Origin of the sequence: Chryseobacterium oranimense (genome assembly GCF_900129755.1) — a bacterium.
Classification (GTDB): Bacteria; Bacteroidota; Bacteroidia; order Flavobacteriales; family Weeksellaceae; genus Chryseobacterium; species Chryseobacterium oranimense.
Window position 1 is genome coordinate 1,291,616 of sequence record NZ_FQWT01000001.1, and the last position, 18,149, is coordinate 1,309,764.

Here is an 18,149-nt window from a genome sequence, read left to right on the forward strand (position 1 = left end):
TATTTTTGTTTACATAAAACATTAACATGAAATCTATTCTACTGTTTGTCTTTTTCCTCGGATTCGGATTTTCTTTCGGACAGTTCAAAAATATTATAGATCCTGAAGCCATTGTACACCCTGTACAGAAAAAATACTTCAACAAAATAGTTTTTCTGGATAAAACGATTCCCTTAGACCAATTAAAAGAATCCGATATTATTACTGCTACAGAATTTCAGGAAGATAAGGATCTTGATATCCGTATTTTTATGGATAATTCCTTGGTTAATTATCTACATCAGCTAGATCCTTCTTTATCGCCCGATGAATTGCTTAAAAAGGGAAATTATCAGTTTAGTTTCTATGTTGACGGAAAATTAATGTATACTGAAAATCTGAATACCGGAGCAGGAACGCCGGACGATAAAAAGAAGAAAACTACATTCAGAATTCCTTTATTAAGTTCAAAAAACGAAGATTCCTGGGGAAGGTATATGTGGATGAGATTCTACCTTGGAAATGGAGGAATTGATGCACTGGAAGAGGGAAATCATGTTTTAAGAATTGAAATCAAACCTTACCTGAAAACTCCGGCCTTAAAGACAGGAAACATAATTACAGCAGGAGAAATTCAATTAAAGATACCTCATAAAAATATTCCTGAGCAGCAGATGGCCATTCAAAAAATACAGGCCAACAGCGGATGGAAAATTTCCAGTGAAAAGCTGAACGAAGAAAAAATCAGGATTTTAAACAGAAAAATTGCAGAAAACAGGTTCCGGGAGATCACCGGTATTGCAGTTATTAAAAATGAAAAGCTTCTTCTGGAAGAATATTTCAGCAATTCCGGAAGGGATTCTTTGCAGGACACCCGTTCAGTCGGAAAATCTTTTGCCTCTGCACTCACGGGTATTGCAATTCATGACGGTTATCTTAAAAGTGAAAACCAGATACTGAAGGACTTCTATGACCTGAAACAGTTCAAAAATTATTCTACGGCAAAGGACAGCATCACCATCAAAAGCCTATTAACGATGAGTTCCGGATTTGACGGAAATGATTCCGATGAAAGCTCTCCGGGAAATGAGGAGAATATGTATCCTACTGAAAATTGGGTAAAATTTGCCCTGGATCTGCCTGTAACACAAAGTAAACCCGGAAACACATGGAGTTATTTCACAGCTGGTGTTGTAATGACCGGAGATATTTTGGATAAAACAGTTCCGGAAGGTCTGAAAAATTATGCTGCCAAGAAATTATTTCAGCCTCTTGGAATTACAGATTACAAATGGCAGTTTACGCCACAGCAGAAACCTTCTCTGGCCGGCGGACTGCGCATGCGGGTACTGGACTTTGCCAAATTCGGGCAGCTTTATAAAAATAACGGAATATGGAACGGCAAGAATATTATCGACAAAAACTGGATAAAGAAATCCTTCACCAATTATTTCCCGAATGACCAGGATTTTGAAGGGTATGGTTATTTATTCTGGAAAAAAATCTATAAAGTGGGAAACCGGAATTTTGAAGCCTATCAATCCAGCGGAAACGGAGGAAACAAAATTATCATATTCACAGAAATTCCTGTTGTAATTGTAGTTACGGCAAAAGCTTATAACAAACCTTATGCACATATACAGACAGATAAAATCGTTCAGGAATATTTGCTTCCAGCCATTAATAATAAGTAATAGTTTTCCGTAATTTCTTAGCTATATCCCTATATTTGCCCAATAATCAACATTTATAAAACTATAGCCTGACATGACTTTTAATGAAATAAAAAAAGAAATACAACTTGAGATAAAAACCAATAAAAAAGTAAGATCAATCTGGTATTGGGGGCTTTTTTCTATGACGGCTGTCTTTGTATTAAAGTGGATCAGAGCAAGGCACATGAATCTTTCAGGAGTTCAGGATTTTCTTCAGGGTACGTTACCTAATTTTTTTGCTGCTACCGGAATTTGTGCAAGCCTATTTATATTTTACAAACTGATTTTCTTTACAGATACCTCTTTTACCAAAAAATTAGCTTTTTCAACATTATTTACATTTTTTGGATTGGCAGCCTGGGAAGTTATACAATATTATATGGGGTCTCCGATGGACATTTATGATATACTGATGACCATTTCAGGCTGTGTGATGACTGCAGGTTTTATAATGATTGTTCACTCTGACAGGTTACAACAGAATAGGTAATTGATAAATGGAGTAATGAAAAGCGGATCGCTTAGGAGATAACTCCTTTTTGCCAGAAAAGTTAATGATTTTAATTATTCGTCTTTTTTAGAAGAAACTAAAAAGACATCGATAAGCCCTTCCGGAAGCTGCATTTTGATGAACCTTTCTTCTCGGTTCACCTCAAGGATCCAGTCTTTGATGATAGGGATCACTACTTCTTTTCCGTCCAGATTGGTGACAAAATAATTTTGGGCAGTCTGATCATTTACAGATCGTATGACGCCGCATTCTTTATTATTTTCATCAAGGATATCGAAACCGATGATCTCATGATAGTAAAACTGTTTTCCGGAAAGTTTGGGAAGGCTTGCCAGCGGCAGGTAAACATCTTTCCCTAAGGATTGGTCTACCAATGCTTCAGTGGAGTTTTTGAAGGCAATATTCAGAGCATCATTTTTGCTCCATGATGATTTGGCAATAAAAAATGGAACCAATAATCCGTTGATTTCAACGAATATTGATTCCAATTTATTGTAAAGCTCGGGTTGGTCGGTATCCAGTTTAAGGATCACATTTCCCGCAAGGCCGTGTCTGCGCGTGATTTTTCCTAGTAAATAGCAATCTTCTTTACGCATACAGGGTTATTCTTAAGCTTCAGTGTTTTCTTCAGTTTCAGCAGCAGGAGCTTCTCCTTCTGTAGCTTCAGCAACTTCTTCTGCAGGTGCATTAGCAGCTTCCTCAGCAGCTTTAGCATCAGCCTCAGCTTGTGCAGCAGCAGCAACTCTGGCTTCGTTTACTTTAGCTTCAGCTTCTAAAGCAGCTTTCTTAGCGTCAGCCTGAGCTTTAGATAAACCTTCTACTTTACCTTGTACTTTTTGTTCTTTTGCTTCTACCCAAGCAGTGAATCTTTTTTCAGCTTCAGCCTCATCAAAAGCTCCTTTAGCAACACCACCTTGTAAGTGTTTTTTGTAAAGTGCTCCTTTGTAAGAAAGGATCGCTCTTGCAGTATCAGTTGGCTGAGCACCGTTGTTTAACCACTTTACAGCAGAATCAACGTTCAAATCGATAGTTGCAGGGTTAGTAATTGGGTTGTAAGTTCCTAGTTTCTCGATGAATCTACCATCTCTTCTAGCTCTAGAATCTGCAACCACGATGTGGAAGAAAGGCTTACCTTTTTTACCGTGTCTTTGTAATCTGATTTTTACTGACATAATGTTGTGAATTTTACGGGAACTCGTCCCAGTTAAATATTTAAGAGTGCAAAGATAATAAAAAAAACTAATCCAGCACACAATAAATTACTTTCTCCAACATTTAACTTAATATTATCATTGCAATTGGATAAAAATGTCAGAAAAATCAGGATATTTGGCCTAAAAAAAACGAATGCCTAAATACTTATTTTTCGTCCTTGTTATTTTAACTGTTGTAAAAGTTCAAGGCCAAACTAAAGAAGAAAAAATCAATACCTTGGTTAATACCTATAGCAATACGGATCGCTTTAACGGAAGTGTTCTGATTGCAGAAAAAGGAAAAATAATCTTCGAAAAAAGTTTTGGAATCCAGGATTTCCAGACCAAAATAAAAAATACCAACCAAAGTAAATACCGGATCTATTCTACCACAAAAACATTTACAGCTACGGTAGCTCTCCTGTTAAATGAGGAAGGAAAATTATCACTGAATGATAAGCTTTCTAAATATTATCCGGATTTTCCTAAAGGAGACAGTATTACCATAGAGAATTTAATTACCCATACTTCGGGAATTCCTGGTGATAGGGGACCTGAGAGCACCAAGAATGAAGATATTTTTATAAAATCCATTTCCCAGCAGCCTTTTGTTTTTTCTCCGGGAAAAGGCTGGGGCTACAGCAATTCCAATTATTATATTTTAGGATACATCATTACAAAGGCAAGCGGGATGCCATATCCGAAAGCCATTCAACATTATATTCTCGATCCGCTGGGAATGAAAGACACAGGTTTTGGGTTTAAAGATTTAAAGGATAAAAACAAAACAACAGGCTACGAATATTTGTCTCCCCACAACTACCGTGAAGCAGTGGTTTACGATTATGACCATCCTCATGCAGCAGGCGCCATGTATTCTACCGTTGAAGATTTATACAAGTTTGAAGAAGGTATTAAAGCTTATAAAATTCTTAACAAGGAGACTCTGAAAAAAGCACAGACTCCTTTCAAAACTTACGATTTCGGGTACGGCTGGCACCGCCAAATCATCAAAGGAAGAACAACCATTGGCCATGATGGAGCCGGACCTGGTTTTATAAGCCGTTTCATAACAATCCCCGATGAAGATATTTCTATTATTATTTTAAGTAATTTAAAGGACAACAGTGTTTTTGAAATGACCGACAAAATCATTGCAATTCTTTCCGGCGAGAAGTATGATCTTCCCAAAAAAGTCAATATTGGAACAAAATATGAAAAAGAGCTGACAGGTCTATACCAATCAAAAAATTCCTTTTTCTATATTTTAGCCAATGACAACATACTGAGCTTTAAAGAAACCAATGAAGGAGAAGGTATCCTTTTTACAGAAAGCCCTGCAAAATTTTATATCAACAACCAGATTGGAGACAGAATCTATTTTGAATTCAAGCCTGACAGTAAGGGTAAAAATACAGTCTTAAACATTGTCATTAAGGATAAAATCGTAAAAGAAGCGAAAAAGATCGATGATCATTTTCTTTGGGGTGTAACCGGAAGTGCAACGGCAAACGGCTGGAACGGCCCTGATATCAAACTTACTCCGACCGAAAAGAATGAGAATATTTTAGAAGCTAAAAATATTCCGTTGAAATCCGGTCAGATCAAATTCAGAGGGAACAACGAATGGACGCTGGATCTTGGTATTAATGACAACAACCAACTCGTTCAATATGGCAGAAATATCGATGTGGAACCCGGAACTTACGACATCATTTTTGATACTACCAATCCGGTTCGCCCAAGCTATCAATTGATCAAAAAGAAATAGATTAGCAGTTAAAACCCGTTGTACATTTATAATTTTATTCAGAAATAATTGAACATAAGATTAAAAATGTACAACGGGCTAATCAATCAATTTATACTTCCCATATAAAAAAGTCCCAGACATTTCTGATTTTCCTCAATGGTTAAAGATTCTTTAAGGTGGTTTACAATCGCCGGAGAGCTCCAGTAACAGCCTATATTATTGGCTGTACAGGTAAGGTACATATTCTGAACTGCCATGGAAACAGCAGCAATCTCTTCCCATTCCGGAACCATACCACTGAAATTGACCACAATGGAAACAACAGCATCTGCTTTATTGATTTTAAAGCCAATGTCCTGATATTTCTTCTCCAAAAAAGTCTGTTCGGGTTGTGTTGCTTTGTAAATAGCCTGCATTTCTGAAGCCAATTTTGCTTTTTCCTCTCCTCTAAAAATCTTAAAACGCCATGGTTTTGTACGCTTATGATTAGGAGCTAAGGTTGCCGAGTGTAGGATTTCATCCAGAATTTCCTGAGATATTTCCGTTTCAGAATAATCTTTTGGAAAGATGCTTCTCCTCTGCTCTATGATTTGTTTTAAAATTTCTGCATGATTCATATTGCAAATTTACAATATGTAATTGAATGCATTACTTTAAGAATAATTAATAGTTAATATTATTGCAATACTAAATGACCTCTACAATCTTCTGGTGAATTTTGTTCAGGGTAAACTCAGCGCCGGGTTTCATTCCCATCATCTTTTTAGCCATAGGGCTTTCGGGAGAAATGGCATAAAACCGGTCGCCTTCATAAAAGAACTCTCCCAAAGAAACCGAAATATAAAAACGGGCTTTATTGGTAATCACCAATGAACCCAGCTGTATCCTTTCCGTAGAAGTATTGAGAACCTTTGACATATTTCTTTTAAGATCATTCAAAGCTCCCAACTGGCGCTGCATCTGATAAATCTCCTCCTGCATCTCTTCCCTCATGCTGTCATATTTTGGAGTCTTTTTAATATCACGGCTTGCTTCCAGGGTAAACTCAATAAAATTTTTAAGCTTTTCTATTTTTTCAGAAATTACAGTTTTCACGTAATCTCTTATATCACTTTTCTCAAATACGGTCTTCTCCATGAATCTAATCTTTACATAAAGATAATAATTTTTTAAAATAATAATTGATATTTTCATTCTTCATAAAAACAGGCCGGTAATTCATAAAATACACTTACAGAAGATCAGGTTTTTGAGTAAATACAATAAAAAAGCCCTGTGTTTCCACAAGGCTTATGTTTTTTACTTTTCAGCAAGCTTTTTAAGGTCTCCCAGCCCCTGGCCAAACATTTTATTCATATTCATGTTCATCATAGGTTTCATGATCTTCATCATTGTATTCAGTTCATTGTCTATTGCCCAGGTGACTTTGGTTCCGTTTCCTTCAGGCGTCAAAATAAATTTTGCAACCGCATCCCCTTCAAAAGGTTTGATGAAATGAAGCTTGGTCACCATTTTTTCACCAGGTACAATTTCGGTGATCGATTGCTCGCCCTCTCCTACTTTGTCATTCCCTTTCCAGTGATAGGAATCTCCCACTTTGTCGCCTTCTCCTGAATAAGTGATCACAATATTTTTATCTGCCTTGGAAAAAGGATCCCAGATATTATATTGTTTCAGCGATCCTACATGCTGCCATACTTTTTCCTTTGGAGCATTGATTACAACTGACTTTTCGAAGTGGTAATTTTTACTGAAAGCCAGCATGGCAATAACTGCATATACTACCAGTAAAAGAATGATTACGCCAAGAATTTTTAAGAGTGTTTTCATAGTTCTGATATTTTGAGTTTATTTTTCCAATTTTCACCACAACAACCATTAAAATGAAATTCATCACTCGTTAAGCTGGTATGTTTATGGCTTATAATTTTATTTTTCAAAATTAGTCATTCCACCCACTTCGCTGCTTTTCATATGACAAGATATTAAAGTTAAAGTATTTTTGTCACATCTGGATATCCGGGCATTATTTTTGTGCATTTCAGCTGTGATTCCCATTGAATCATTAAATTTACTTATCTAAAAAACGAAAAATGAATATTTTAACAGAGAAATTTAACACACCATATCACGCAGCACCGTTTACCGGCATTAAAAATGAAGATTTCCTTCCTGCATTTAAAGAGCTGATCAAACAATCTGAAGATGAAATCAATGCTATTGTCAGTAATCCTGAAACACCGACTTTTGAAAATGTCATTGAGGCATTGGCTTATTCCGGTGAACAGCTTGATGTGGTTTCCAATATTTTCTTCAATTTAAATTCTGCCGAGACAAGCGATGAAATTCAAAAGATCGCCCAGGAAGTTTCTCCGCTTTTAACTGAGTATTCTTCAAAGATTTCCCAGAATGAAGTCCTTTTCAATAAGATCAGAAAAGTATATGATGAAAAGGAAAAGTATCATCTGAACGAGGAACAGGAAATGCTGCTGAATGAAACATATAAAGGTTTTGTAAGAAGCGGAGCCCTGCTGAACAAAGAAGACAAAGAAAAACTTCAGAAGATCAATATGGAGCTCTCTGTGAAGTCGCTTCAGTTCGGGCAGAATGTTTTAGCCTCTACCAATGCTTATTTTAAGCATATTACCAATAAAGAGGAGCTGGCCGGAATTCCGGAGGCCATCCTTGATCAGTATGCGGAAGAAGCGAAAGAAAGGGAACTGGAAGGCTGGGTAGTCACTCTACAGTATCCAAGCTATATTCCGTTTATAACTTACGCCGAAAACAGGGAGCTGAGAAAGGAAATTGCCTTAGCCAGCGGTAAAAAATCTTTTGATGGCGGAGAATTCGACAATCAGGAACTCATCAAGGAACTTCTGCAGCTGAAACAGCAGAAAGCTGAATTATTAGGCTATAAAAACTATGCAGAGTACGTTCTGGAAGAAAGAATGGCAAAATCTCCGGTAAAGGTTTTTGATTTTTTAAATGAACTTTTAACGAAAGCAAAGCCGTATGCAGATAAAGAAATTGAAGAGCTCAGAGCTTTAGCCAAAGCCGACGGAATAGACGAATTGCAAAGCTATGACCATATTTTTTATGCTGAAAAACTACGTAAGCAGAAATATGATTTCAATGACGAGGAACTGAAACCTTATTTTCCATTGAATCAGGTACAGGATGCTGTTTTTGGCCTGGCAGGAAAGCTTTTCGGACTGCGTTTTGTGGAAAGGAATGATATTCCGAAATACCATGAAGATGTAAAGGTTTATGAAGTCTTCGACTCCGCTCAGAATGATGGTGTAAAAGAAGAACAATTCAAAGCGTTGCTGTATGTGGATTATTTCCCGAGAAAAGGCAAAAGAGCCGGAGCATGGATGACAAGCTATAAAAACCAGTATAAAAAAGACGGCGAAAATTCCCGCCCGCATATTTCTATTGTGTGCAATTTCAGCAAACCAACGAAAGATACGCCAAGCTTGCTTACCTTCCAGGAAGTAACGACTTTATTTCATGAATTTGGTCACGCCCTTCACGGCATGATGGCTGACACTCAATATCCAAATCTTTCCGGAACGTCTGTGAAATGGGATTTCGTAGAACTTCCGTCCCAGTTCCTGGAGAATTTCTGTTATGAGCCTGAGTTTTTAAAGACTTTTGCCAAGCATTATAAAACCGGAGAAGTGCTTCCTGACGAAAAGATTGAAAAGATCGAACAATCGAAAAACTTCATGGAAGGCTACCAAACGATGAGACAGCTTGGATTCGGGCTTCTGGATATGAACTATCATACAAAAGTCGGTGAGCTGGCGAATGAGAGTGTGAAAGCTTTTGAAGATAAATATACCAAAGTAACCTCCCTTTATCCTGTGAATCCTGAAACAGCCATGAGTCCAAGTTTTTCCCATATTTTCCAGGGCGGGTATTCTGCAGGTTATTATTCTTACAAATGGGCAGAAGTTTTGGATGCAGATGCTTTCCAGTATTTTAAAGAAACCGGAATCTTCAATCCTGAAACGGCAGCAAAATACAAAGTCCTTCTTTCCTCAGGCGGAACAAAAGATCCGATGGAACTGTATAAAAGCTTCAGAGGAAGTGAGCCTAAAGTGGAAAGCCTGCTGAAGAGAGCATTCGGATAACCAATATATATTGTAAATAATTAATTTATAGAAAGAACAGTGAATCGCTGTTCTTTTTTGTTTCAGTTATAAGGCATATTGCAAAAATATGAGGTTTAATTATTTTATTTAAATCTCCATGAAAATATATAAATTAGCTTACTTTCAAATTAAAAACACAAAAGCCAGTCATGAAAAAAACATTGATAGTAAAAGGATTTTTAACCCTCAATATATTTTGTATGCTTGCCTGTTCAAAAACAAAGCAAACCGGGAAAGAAAATAATTTTCCAAAGGAAAATCTTCAAAATCAAGATTTAAAAGAATTCATAGGGAAAAGAATAACCGTTACCGGCCAAACAATAAACATGAAACTTGGCGCATTACTGATTATAGAAAACGGGGAAAGCATCTGGATGGAAGGAATGGATAGCTGGCCGGATGGATATTATGTAAGTAAATCTGAAACTAAAACTGTGAAAGTAACAGGAATTTTAACCGAAAAAAATGATTTACCTGTTTTCATTATAAGTGACTCAACAATTCAACAGGGAATACCTCAACCGGAAAAGACCAACCTTGAAAAATCAGGTAATAGATATTTCTTAAAAGATTATAAATACACTGTACTTAAATGAAAATAACTATAGCAATGAACCGAAATATAATAACGCAGAATATTGGTATTTGAAAAATAAAATTTTGTTCAAAAAAGAAACAAACTAATACTGTAATTAACAAGCAAAACATTAAAAAAACATATGGAAAAACAATTTTATGCAGTTTATTTAAACCCTTCAAGACCTGATTTTGCCATGAGTATGACAGACAGCGAAAAGACAATTATAATAGAGCATGTCGCTTACTGGACGGAAAAAGAATGCCGTAGTTCCGGACATATCCAATTCTATTTTATAACAGCCGACAAAAACAACTGAATTTATATGACCCTACAGGAACAGATCGCAGAATACATCAATAGCCAGCCGGAGTCTAAACGCAATGATATGCTGGAACTGCACCGCAGCATTCTGGAAATAAATCCGACATGCCAGCTATGGTTTCTGGATGGTAAAGATGATGAAGGCAAAACTGTTTCCAATCCCAATATTGGCTACGGACATTATACCATACAATATGCCGGTGGAAAGACCAGAGTGTTTTATCAGATTGGTCTTAGTGCTAATACCACCGGAATATCCGTCTATATTCTCGGTATTGATGATAAGAAATATTTAGCGGAAACGTATGGAAAAACAATAGGCAAAGCAAGCGTTACCGGATATTGCATTAAATTTAAAAAGCTGGAAGATATCAATATTGAAATACTTGAGGCTGCTATACGGGATGGGTTTATCACGACATAGGGCAAACTGATATTTCTTTACCTTCAGCATAGGTTTTTCCCCAGTCGCAAAGGCTTTCCAGAATAGGAATTAAATCCAGGCCTTTATTCGTTAAAACATACTTGACTCCTGGAGGAACGGTTTCAGGAATTTCTTTCTTGACAATAATTGCGTGAGTTTCCAGCTCTTTCAGCTGCCGTCCCAAAACCTGTTCGGAAATATTGGGCAACTCCTTTTTTAATAAATGAAACCTGTTATTTCCCTGTGAAATAGAATAAACAATTTGCGACTTCCAACGGCCGCTAATCATTGCTACCGCTGAATTGAGCTCACAAACCTGAAATAAAAACTGTTCATTTATCGCCTGGGTTGAATTTTCTTTACGCATAAGTCTTCATTTTTAACGGCTCACAATTTTGTTCGTTATTGTACAGAACAAAATGCTTGCTGAATTTTGTAATAAAATTACACAATATGAATAAGGTAATAAGCATTATGATCGGATTACTTACGGCAATTTCAGCCAAGGCACAGGAAAAATGGGTGATAAAATCTGACTATTTGGAAAAACCCGACACAGTTCTGATTTTTAAGCCCAAAACCTATCAGAAAACAGAAAAATATCCCTTGATCTATCTTTTTCATGGTTACAGCGAAAATTATAAACAGTGGTCCAAAACCACAGATTTACAGAAACTGGCCGATCAATATAACTTCATTATTGTTACGCCAGATGGTTTTACATCTTATTATATCAACAGTCCCATCAACAAAAGTTCACAGTATGAAAATTTTTTCTTTAAAGAATTGGTCCCAAAAGTACACCGTTCATTTACTGTTGACAACAGAAATATTTTCATCAGCGGTTTAAGTATGGGAGGCTATGGAGCTTTGCGGTATTTCATTCTGCATCCGGACTATTTTAATACAGCAGGATCTACCAGCGGAGCTTTGGAAATTGACCCTTTGAATTTTAAAAAAGTAAGTCAGCACTTTTGGCAAAGCAACAGATTAATGGATGATCTGACCACTAATATCGGCGATCCGAAACATACAGACTGGACCCCATACAGTATCTCATCACTTTTGAAACAGCATCCCGATTTTAAGAAAGCTTTTATTTTTGACTGCGGAACCGAAGATATCTTATATCCGAATTCCCTGCAGCTGAAACACCAGTCTGACAGTCTCAAAATTCCAGCTACTTTTATCAGTCAGCCGGGTGACCATAATACAGAATACTGGAACAAATCCATTGAACATCATTTTGTCTATTTCCAACAGCATTTGAAAAAATAAAAAGGACAAAAGCCTGTGAACATTATTCTAAATCAATAAATTAAAAAGTAAAATTAAATTGTTTCTTTTTCAGGAACATTGACAAATTCACCTTTTTCAACAACAAGCCGGTTGCCCCATTCTGTAATAGCGTCCAAAACAGGAATAAACGTTTTACCAAGATCAGTCAGGCTGTACACCACCTTAACAGGTGGCTTTTCGCCAAAGACTTTCCTTGACACCAAACCGTCTTTTTCCAATTGCTTTAACTGCAAACTCAGCGTCATTTCGGTCACTGCCGCCAGCTCTTTCCGAAGTTCACTGTACCTTTTAGCTTCTTCTTTCAGATGATAAAGGATAACTGCTTTCCATTTCCCGCCTACCAGATCCATGGTAAGACTTACGGTACAGGGATATATTTTCCCTTTTAATTTTATATGGTCACCAATGCACTCTGTTTTCATTTTAAATTTATTTTGGCCTATCGGTTTAGATAGTTATTGCAGATGTAGTGTACTAAAAATAATTTTGTAACTAAAATAATTATAGTACAAATTTAAAGAAAATGAAAATACTTATTGTTCTTGCACATCCGGAAGAAAAAAGTTTTAATGCGGCCATGTTCAACACTGCAGTCAGGACTTTAGAAAAAGAAGGCCACGAAGTAAAAACCACCGACTTGTATAAAGAAAATTACCAGCCGGTCAGTGGAAAAGAAAACTTCACCCAATTAAAAAATGCAGATTACTTTAAACAGCAGAATGAAGAATTATTCGCCTTAGAGCATTCTACTTTTACCCCCGATATTGTATCGGAACAGGAAAAGATTGAGTGGTGCGATATGATGATCTGGCAGTTTCCGCTGTATTGGTTTTCGGCTCCGGCTATTTTAAAAGGCTGGATCGATAAAGTTTTTACAATGGGAAAGTTTTATGATAACGGTAAAATTTTTGATAACGGATTTTCTGTTGGGAAAAAAGCAATGCTGTCTGTAACGGCCGGTGGCCCTGAAAAAATTATACAAAGGACAAATACGGTGATATAAACTCAATTTTGTTTCCGATACATCGTGGAATTCTGGAATTTCTCGGTTTTTCAGTTTTACAGCCGGAATTTATTTATTCTGTGGAACGGCTTACTGACGAAGAAAGAAAAGCAGTATTAAACAACTGGTCAGAAAGATTGATCAATATTGAAAAAGAAATCATGAAAAGCTAATGACTAATGATTGGAATATAATTATCCTGAAAATGGAAAAGGTAGAGATCCGAAAACTTATTTCCTGAAAAAACATCAAATTAGTAATGCAAATTTTGACTGCTTTCCAAAAAGTTAGATTAATTTTGGAAACAAGGAAAACCAACAGATCTCTTACCATAAACCTTCCGTAAAATTGAAAAATACATTAAGCTTAATTGCTTTATTTCTAACCTGCATCCATTTATACTCTCAGAACACCTATGTCTTTTTCGGCTCATTCAACCGTGATAAAGCAACCGAAGGACTGTATGTATATCAGCTGGATACCATTAAAGGCAAATTAACCAAAGTAAATTCTCTGAAAGGAATTTTAAATCCTTCATTTCTTACCCTGTCTCCCAACGGAAAGTACGTTTTTGCCTGTACAGAAAGTAAAACACAGGGTGCAGGAAGTGTAAGCAGCTTCAAATTCAAACCTGAAGATGGAAAACTGACTTTTATCAACAGTCAAAAAAGTGGTGGTGAAAATCCTGTTTATGTAACGGCCCATAAAAACGGTAAATGGCTGGTTAATGCCAATTACACTGAAGGCAGCGTTTCCGTATATCCCTTATCCGAAGACGGAACCATATATCCATACGTACAGAATTTACATTTTTCGGAGGGCAGTGTCAATAAAAACAGACAGGACAGATCACATGTTCATGCAGCTGTCTTTTCACCGGATTTCAGTCAGCTATTTCTAACGGATCTCGGTGCCGATAAAATCAGGTCCTATATGTTTGACAGTACCGCAAACGAGCCTTTACAACCTGCAAAACCTCCTTATCTGTCAACTACTTCAGGAGGCGGACCAAGGCATTTCACCTTTCATCCGAACGGAAAGTTTGCCTACTCCATCGAAGAAATGGGAGGTGCCGTGAATGTGTACAAATATGAAAATTCCCAACTGGAAAGCATCCAAAGGATAGATACACATAATGATCAGCACAAAGAAGAATTTGAAAGCTCGGATATTCACATTTCCCCGGACGGTAAATTTTTATACGCGTCTAATCGTGGGTACGAAAATAATATTGCTATTTTTTCGATTCTTCAGCACGGAACATTAAAAAATATCGGGTACCAGCCCACTTTTGGCAAGCAATTAAGGGTTTTTGATATGGACGAAACAGGAAAATTTTTAATTGTAGCCAATGCTGCCAGCGGAGATGCTTTCGTATTCAGGCGTAATCCTGAAACCGGTTTATTGAAAAAGGCAGGAAAAAGAACAAAAATTAAGGGAGTTTCTTGTGTGAAAATAAAAAAATATTGATTTACTTTTCACCCAGCAAAAAATTTTTTAAAAAAATAAGATATCCTAGCAAAGTATCTTATAATTGCATAACTTTAGTTTTATGACAACCATTGAACAGCTCTATAAAACCTTAGATGAGCGCAGACGTCCGGAAGATGTTGCGGAGATGATTGTTGAATTAATGAAAAATGATCTGAACCGTCATGAACTTTCTGTTTTGGAAAAAGCTGCTCAGGGCTCATTGAAAAGAAGTCTGTATGGGTATACTTCAATGCTCGAAACTTTCGGAACTGCAGTTGGAGCCGAAAAACAGATCAAAAAAGCAATTGAAATCTTTAAAATCAGTCAAAGTGAAACTTCCAATTATCACTATATTGAAAATATTGAAACCTTTTTAACAGAAACATCTCCTTTGATCCATAAATCAATAGGAAAGAATGATTTTCGTAGCGACAGGCTTAATAAAATTCAGAGAAAAGAAGCAGGACTGGATCTTTCCAAAAGGAGCTACAATAAAAAATGGCGTCTTCTGAAGCGTATTGAAAAAAGACTATACAAGTGTATCCAGGAGTCCAAAAAGATTGAGTTCCAGAAAATAGCAAAACATGGATTGGCACACACCATCAGTCCTGAAGATTTTAATGCAGATCTTAATACCGCCTGTTTTATTGCCTATTTCAATGCACGGAGTAATGTAAGAAGTACATTTACCAATCAAAGTCAGGAAAGGCCGTTTGATGAAATCTGTGAAATGTTATTCAACAGATGCAAAGGAAATGCTGACAAAACCAACTGGCAGGCTGTTTCATATATCTATACCAATGAAGAAGCTTTGCACTATCTTGCTGACGAACAGAAAGGAAGACTATTGGGAAAATGGAGTAAAATCCTGCAGGAAATTGCTGAATTCCTGGAAAAATTGTGGACAGATAATGACATCAACAGGAAAACTATGGCTGTAAAAAAAGGCAATGATTCCACTACATGGAACAATACGGCCGGAGCCTGGAATAAAGCAAGAGACAACTGGATGAATTTGATCTATGCACTAGGCATGGAGTATATTCTCGATGATATCTGCTTCGGAAAAGTGATGCGACTGATGGCGGCCGACGTCATTGCATGGCATTTATCCAGTGGTGGAAAACTCGACCCTAACACAGAAGTCTGGAATATACTACCTTTGCCCTGGGAGGTTTTTCAGGAAAAACAATTCTGCAATAAAAAAATGATTATACAGGCTTGCAGAAAAGCCGGTATTGATCCTGAAAAATCAGGCTGGATTGCTCCGAAAACTCAACAGGTAAGCCAGTTTAAACCAACGCCTGAACTGGTACATGGAGTGACCGTTTCAAACCCTTTTCTTGCATCTGTCTTAAGAAAAAACAAATATTTTTCAGGCAAAATCTGAAAACAATAAAATAACGGATAGGTTAATTCAGTGGTAGAATTCCCGGCTCTTCATCCGGGTTGACGCAGGTTCGAGCCCTGCACCTATCCAACTTCTGATATAGCTCAGTGGCAGAGCACCCGGCTCTGGACCGGGAGGACACAGGTTCGAGCCCTGTTATCAGAGCAATAATAAAGAAAATAGTGTAATCTTTAACCCAATTTAAAAACTACCATCATGTTACTTGCTATTCTCCTTCCTTTTCTCTCCTTTATGGTCCGTGGGAAAATACTTACAGGCATTGTCTGTCTCATTTTACAGATTACCCTCATCGGTTGGCTTCCTGCTGCGATCTGGGCGGTTTTATCCCTGAACAATGCCAGGGCAGAACGAAGAAATGACAAACTGATCCGGGCCATGAAAGAAAATGGAAGATAAGGAGGTTTGAAAAAATTCAAGTAAAAACTCAATATGAAAATCGCATTTAGAGATTAATCACTGGAATGAAAATTACCACATCAAAAGGATGGAATCTTGAATTTAACGAACTGAGGAAGGATGGCAAAGCGACAGAAACCTGACAGGTAATGACGCAACCTCTGTCACTAAAAATCCTTGTTTCATCTTTCCGGATTGCCTGTATCAGGAATATTCCGAGGATAACGATTTTGAAAATGATCTCGGACAGTTCATTGATTTCTATCTGGACAACCGGTACACTATACTCTCTCAAACAAAAGTGGCTGTTAATGCTATTACGCAACACAATCATGATTTCGCAGCCGATGATGATGTGAATTATATCATATCCTACATTGAGATTTCTTACCTTAAACGATATGAATTCAAAATTAATTTTGTGTTTATGTACGGGTATGCTTTCTACGATATCTTTTATCAGGTTATATCGCCTGAACATTTCATCATTAATAAGGTAGAGCGGCTTTTAAATTATTGATGCCATTCCATTTATTGTGATGTAAAAGAAACAAGAAATAAAAAAATACCATCACAGAACTTGAAATCATTCATTAAATTAATATTAGTGTGTGAAAGAATAATGGTTAAGTTGATCAATCATAAAAGGATTAAACATCCACTGCATAACATTTTTACTTATTTTCATTACATATTTTGTATCTTTAGTTACCATTTGGAAAAGACATGTGGTATACAAGCAATGGCAGAAGAACTTTTTTTCATCAAAACGAATCCTAATGTTGCCAAAATCAATTTGTACAATAAACTGTGCCGTGATGAGGAAAAAATCATCGGCTTTCTGCAGTCCGATGCTAAAGTAAGCCTTGAAATCATTAAAAATAAAGTAAAAGATTCTGTAGAAAATCTTTCCAAAGAGGAACTTTCAAGTATTTTCCAATGGTTCAGCAATGCTTATCCTGCAGACCGGGAAGAAGCTAAAACCCAGCTTTTCATTCACGGGCTGGATCTTTTTTATGAAATTCCAAAAGAACAGCATGTAAAAAGTTTTCAGGAAATCCTGGCTGATTATGAAAAATATTCCAAGCAGAACCTGGATTTTATGGTAGATGCCCAAAACTTCAATCAATTCCTAATTTACGGTTTATTTTTTACTGATATTGCCCTGCAAGAAAAAGGAAATGACACTATTCTTTCTCATTATTTAAAATCAGATTACCCTTCTCTATATACGCTTGCAGAAGAACAGTTCCGCGCCAACGGACCAGGTAAAGGCAATGACTCCGACCTTCATCACTATTTCGGGGAACTGTATGACCTGACAAAGTTTTATAAAGGCTCCATCATCAAACTGGATCAATAATTGTTTATTTATACATAAGAATACGTTTGTGGAAATAGTAAAGCAGACCTCCTAACAGATAAGCTGCAACATCCAGAATATCCCCGGTAAATTTTCCTGAAAGCATCGGGCAGATAACTTCAAAAAGCAATGACAGATAAAGAATTGAGCTCAGAATAAACTTAATATCCGGTTTCCACTGATATTTCAGCACATTATTCATCAGATATTCTATCAGGTAAGCATACATCGGAACTGTAATGAAATCTGTCAGGTGATTACTGATTACCGGAATAAAAATTCCCTTCTTTCTCAGAAAAACAACAATTAGCCAGATCATAAGGCCCAGCAGAAACCAGTATGAAATTTTGCTCTTCATTACATATGAAGTACGGCCATGATGAAGCCTACAATGATCTGCAAAATTTTCACGAAGATTTCCCGTGTATCTTTTTCTTTTTTAGAATCCTGATTTTCAAATGATTCGTAATTGAACATTTCTTTCCCTTTCATTCTTATTGATTTGAGAAAACAAATATATTAAAAATTAGAACAAATGTTCTAATTTTGAAATATGATTTAAACTCTCTTA

The 18,149-nt window shown here is 36.6% G+C and carries 24 protein-coding genes and 2 tRNA genes; 16 read left to right on the forward strand and 10 right to left on the reverse strand.

The window, feature by feature from the left end; all coding sequences use genetic code 11:
* The first annotated feature begins 26 nt into the window (after positions 1-26).
* Both BUB03_RS06005 and BUB03_RS06010 read left to right on the forward strand, forming a co-directional pair.
* On the forward strand, positions 27-1,673 hold the full coding sequence (locus BUB03_RS06005) for a serine hydrolase domain-containing protein (protein WP_073061053.1): 1,647 nt from the start codon (positions 27-29) through the stop codon (positions 1,671-1,673).
* A gap of 73 nt (positions 1,674-1,746) precedes the next feature.
* Entirely contained in the window at positions 1,747-2,184 is a 438-nt protein-coding gene (locus BUB03_RS06010; protein ID WP_040998022.1) for a hypothetical protein, read from the forward strand.
* A 74-nt stretch (positions 2,185-2,258) separates the two neighbouring features.
* On the opposite strand, the gene rimM is transcribed toward BUB03_RS06010, so the two are convergent.
* Complete coding sequence (rimM, locus tag BUB03_RS06015; protein WP_040998024.1) at positions 2,259-2,801, reverse strand: ribosome maturation factor RimM; 543 nt, start codon at positions 2,799-2,801, stop codon at positions 2,259-2,261.
* Between the two features lie 12 nt (positions 2,802-2,813).
* Positions 2,814-3,377, reverse strand: coding sequence for a 30S ribosomal protein S16 (locus tag BUB03_RS06020; RefSeq protein WP_040998025.1), 564 nt, complete (start codon positions 3,375-3,377; stop codon positions 2,814-2,816).
* A gap of 175 nt (positions 3,378-3,552) precedes the next feature.
* On the opposite strand from BUB03_RS06020, the gene BUB03_RS06025 reads away from it, so the two are divergent.
* Positions 3,553-5,169 (forward strand): serine hydrolase, encoded by a 1,617-nt coding sequence (locus tag BUB03_RS06025; RefSeq protein WP_073061056.1) that lies wholly within the window; start codon positions 3,553-3,555, stop codon positions 5,167-5,169.
* An 86-nt stretch (positions 5,170-5,255) separates the two neighbouring features.
* On the opposite strand, the gene BUB03_RS06030 is transcribed toward BUB03_RS06025, so the two are convergent.
* The 3 genes from BUB03_RS06030 to BUB03_RS06040 form a co-directional block, all read right to left on the reverse strand.
* Complete coding sequence (locus tag BUB03_RS06030) at positions 5,256-5,768, reverse strand: nitroreductase family protein (protein ID WP_073061059.1); 513 nt, start codon at positions 5,766-5,768, stop codon at positions 5,256-5,258.
* A gap of 70 nt (positions 5,769-5,838) precedes the next feature.
* Positions 5,839-6,288: a hypothetical protein gene (locus BUB03_RS06035; RefSeq protein ID WP_040998395.1), complete on the reverse strand. Its 450-nt coding sequence runs from the start codon at positions 6,286-6,288 to the stop codon at positions 5,839-5,841.
* 162 nt (positions 6,289-6,450) lie between these two features.
* Positions 6,451-6,981, reverse strand: coding sequence for an SRPBCC family protein (locus BUB03_RS06040; protein ID WP_040998030.1), 531 nt, complete (start codon positions 6,979-6,981; stop codon positions 6,451-6,453).
* A gap of 263 nt (positions 6,982-7,244) precedes the next feature.
* Between BUB03_RS06040 and BUB03_RS06045 the strand changes: the two genes are divergently transcribed.
* The 4 genes from BUB03_RS06045 (at position 7,245) to BUB03_RS06055 (ending at position 10,633) form a co-directional block, all read left to right on the forward strand.
* Positions 7,245-9,287, forward strand: coding sequence for a M3 family metallopeptidase (locus BUB03_RS06045; RefSeq protein WP_073061062.1), 2,043 nt, complete (start codon positions 7,245-7,247; stop codon positions 9,285-9,287).
* Between the two features lie 170 nt (positions 9,288-9,457).
* Positions 9,458-9,904: a hypothetical protein gene (locus BUB03_RS06050; protein WP_139258781.1), complete on the forward strand. Its 447-nt coding sequence runs from the start codon at positions 9,458-9,460 to the stop codon at positions 9,902-9,904.
* A 123-nt stretch (positions 9,905-10,027) separates the two neighbouring features.
* A complete protein-coding gene (locus tag BUB03_RS21815; RefSeq protein WP_175547484.1) occupies positions 10,028-10,204 on the forward strand; it encodes a hypothetical protein in 177 nt (58 codons plus the stop codon).
* A 6-nt stretch (positions 10,205-10,210) separates the two neighbouring features.
* Positions 10,211-10,633: a DUF1801 domain-containing protein gene (locus tag BUB03_RS06055; RefSeq protein ID WP_073061065.1), complete on the forward strand. Its 423-nt coding sequence runs from the start codon at positions 10,211-10,213 to the stop codon at positions 10,631-10,633.
* Here the strand turns inward: BUB03_RS06055 and BUB03_RS06060 are convergent.
* Positions 10,623-11,000 carry a winged helix-turn-helix transcriptional regulator gene (locus tag BUB03_RS06060; RefSeq protein WP_073061068.1) on the reverse strand — a complete coding sequence of 126 codons (378 nt, stop codon included), beginning with the start codon at positions 10,998-11,000 and terminating at the stop codon, positions 10,623-10,625. The two genes, BUB03_RS06055 and BUB03_RS06060, sit on opposite strands and share 11 nt — an antisense overlap.
* A gap of 86 nt (positions 11,001-11,086) precedes the next feature.
* Here BUB03_RS06060 and BUB03_RS06065 point away from each other — a divergent pair, with 86 nt between their 5' ends.
* A complete protein-coding gene (locus BUB03_RS06065) occupies positions 11,087-11,911 on the forward strand; it encodes an alpha/beta hydrolase (RefSeq protein WP_073061071.1) in 825 nt (274 codons plus the stop codon).
* 53 nt (positions 11,912-11,964) lie between these two features.
* Here BUB03_RS06065 and BUB03_RS06070 read toward each other — a convergent pair whose 3' ends face one another.
* Positions 11,965-12,354 carry a winged helix-turn-helix transcriptional regulator gene (locus BUB03_RS06070; protein ID WP_073061074.1) on the reverse strand — a complete coding sequence of 130 codons (390 nt, stop codon included), beginning with the start codon at positions 12,352-12,354 and terminating at the stop codon, positions 11,965-11,967.
* A gap of 101 nt (positions 12,355-12,455) precedes the next feature.
* Between BUB03_RS06070 and BUB03_RS06075 the strand changes: the two genes are divergently transcribed.
* From BUB03_RS06075 to BUB03_RS06100, 7 genes are all read left to right on the forward strand, one after another.
* A complete protein-coding gene (locus BUB03_RS06075; protein WP_228417776.1) occupies positions 12,456-12,935 on the forward strand; it encodes an NAD(P)H-dependent oxidoreductase in 480 nt (159 codons plus the stop codon).
* Between the two features lie 8 nt (positions 12,936-12,943).
* Positions 12,944-13,108 carry an NADPH-dependent FMN reductase family protein gene (locus BUB03_RS22055; RefSeq protein ID WP_228417778.1) on the forward strand — a complete coding sequence of 55 codons (165 nt, stop codon included), beginning with the start codon at positions 12,944-12,946 and terminating at the stop codon, positions 13,106-13,108.
* Positions 13,109-13,283: 175 nt separating this feature from the next.
* Positions 13,284-14,405, forward strand: a complete 1,122-nt coding sequence (locus BUB03_RS06080; protein WP_073061077.1) for a lactonase family protein — start codon at positions 13,284-13,286, stop codon at positions 14,403-14,405.
* Positions 14,406-14,487: 82 nt separating this feature from the next.
* Complete coding sequence (locus tag BUB03_RS06085) at positions 14,488-15,798, forward strand: hypothetical protein (protein WP_073061080.1); 1,311 nt, start codon at positions 14,488-14,490, stop codon at positions 15,796-15,798.
* Positions 15,799-15,813: 15 nt separating this feature from the next.
* A tRNA-Lys gene (locus tag BUB03_RS06090) sits at positions 15,814-15,888 on the forward strand.
* A gap of 3 nt (positions 15,889-15,891) precedes the next feature.
* Positions 15,892-15,963: transfer RNA gene (locus BUB03_RS06095), tRNA-Gln, on the forward strand.
* A gap of 51 nt (positions 15,964-16,014) precedes the next feature.
* A complete protein-coding gene (locus BUB03_RS06100; RefSeq protein WP_228374920.1) occupies positions 16,015-16,215 on the forward strand; it encodes a YqaE/Pmp3 family membrane protein in 201 nt (66 codons plus the stop codon).
* Between the two features lie 46 nt (positions 16,216-16,261).
* Here the strand turns inward: BUB03_RS06100 and BUB03_RS21670 are convergent, their stop codons facing one another.
* Positions 16,262-16,510: a hypothetical protein gene (locus BUB03_RS21670; protein WP_139258782.1), complete on the reverse strand. Its 249-nt coding sequence runs from the start codon at positions 16,508-16,510 to the stop codon at positions 16,262-16,264.
* Positions 16,511-16,957: 447 nt separating this feature from the next.
* Here BUB03_RS21670 and BUB03_RS06110 point away from each other — a divergent pair, with 447 nt between their 5' ends.
* The gene (locus BUB03_RS06110) at positions 16,958-17,578 is read left to right on the forward strand and encodes a hypothetical protein (RefSeq protein ID WP_073061085.1); all 621 of its coding nucleotides are present in this window, start codon (positions 16,958-16,960) and stop codon (positions 17,576-17,578) included.
* Between the two features lie 4 nt (positions 17,579-17,582).
* Here BUB03_RS06110 and BUB03_RS06115 read toward each other — a convergent pair whose 3' ends face one another.
* Positions 17,583-17,936 carry a hypothetical protein gene (locus tag BUB03_RS06115; RefSeq protein ID WP_073061088.1) on the reverse strand — a complete coding sequence of 118 codons (354 nt, stop codon included), beginning with the start codon at positions 17,934-17,936 and terminating at the stop codon, positions 17,583-17,585.
* On the reverse strand, positions 17,936-18,070 hold the full coding sequence (locus BUB03_RS22185) for a hypothetical protein (RefSeq protein ID WP_262484330.1): 135 nt from the start codon (positions 18,068-18,070) through the stop codon (positions 17,936-17,938). The genes BUB03_RS06115 and BUB03_RS22185 overlap by 1 nt, the downstream gene beginning before the upstream one ends.
* Positions 18,071-18,149 lie beyond the last annotated feature (79 nt).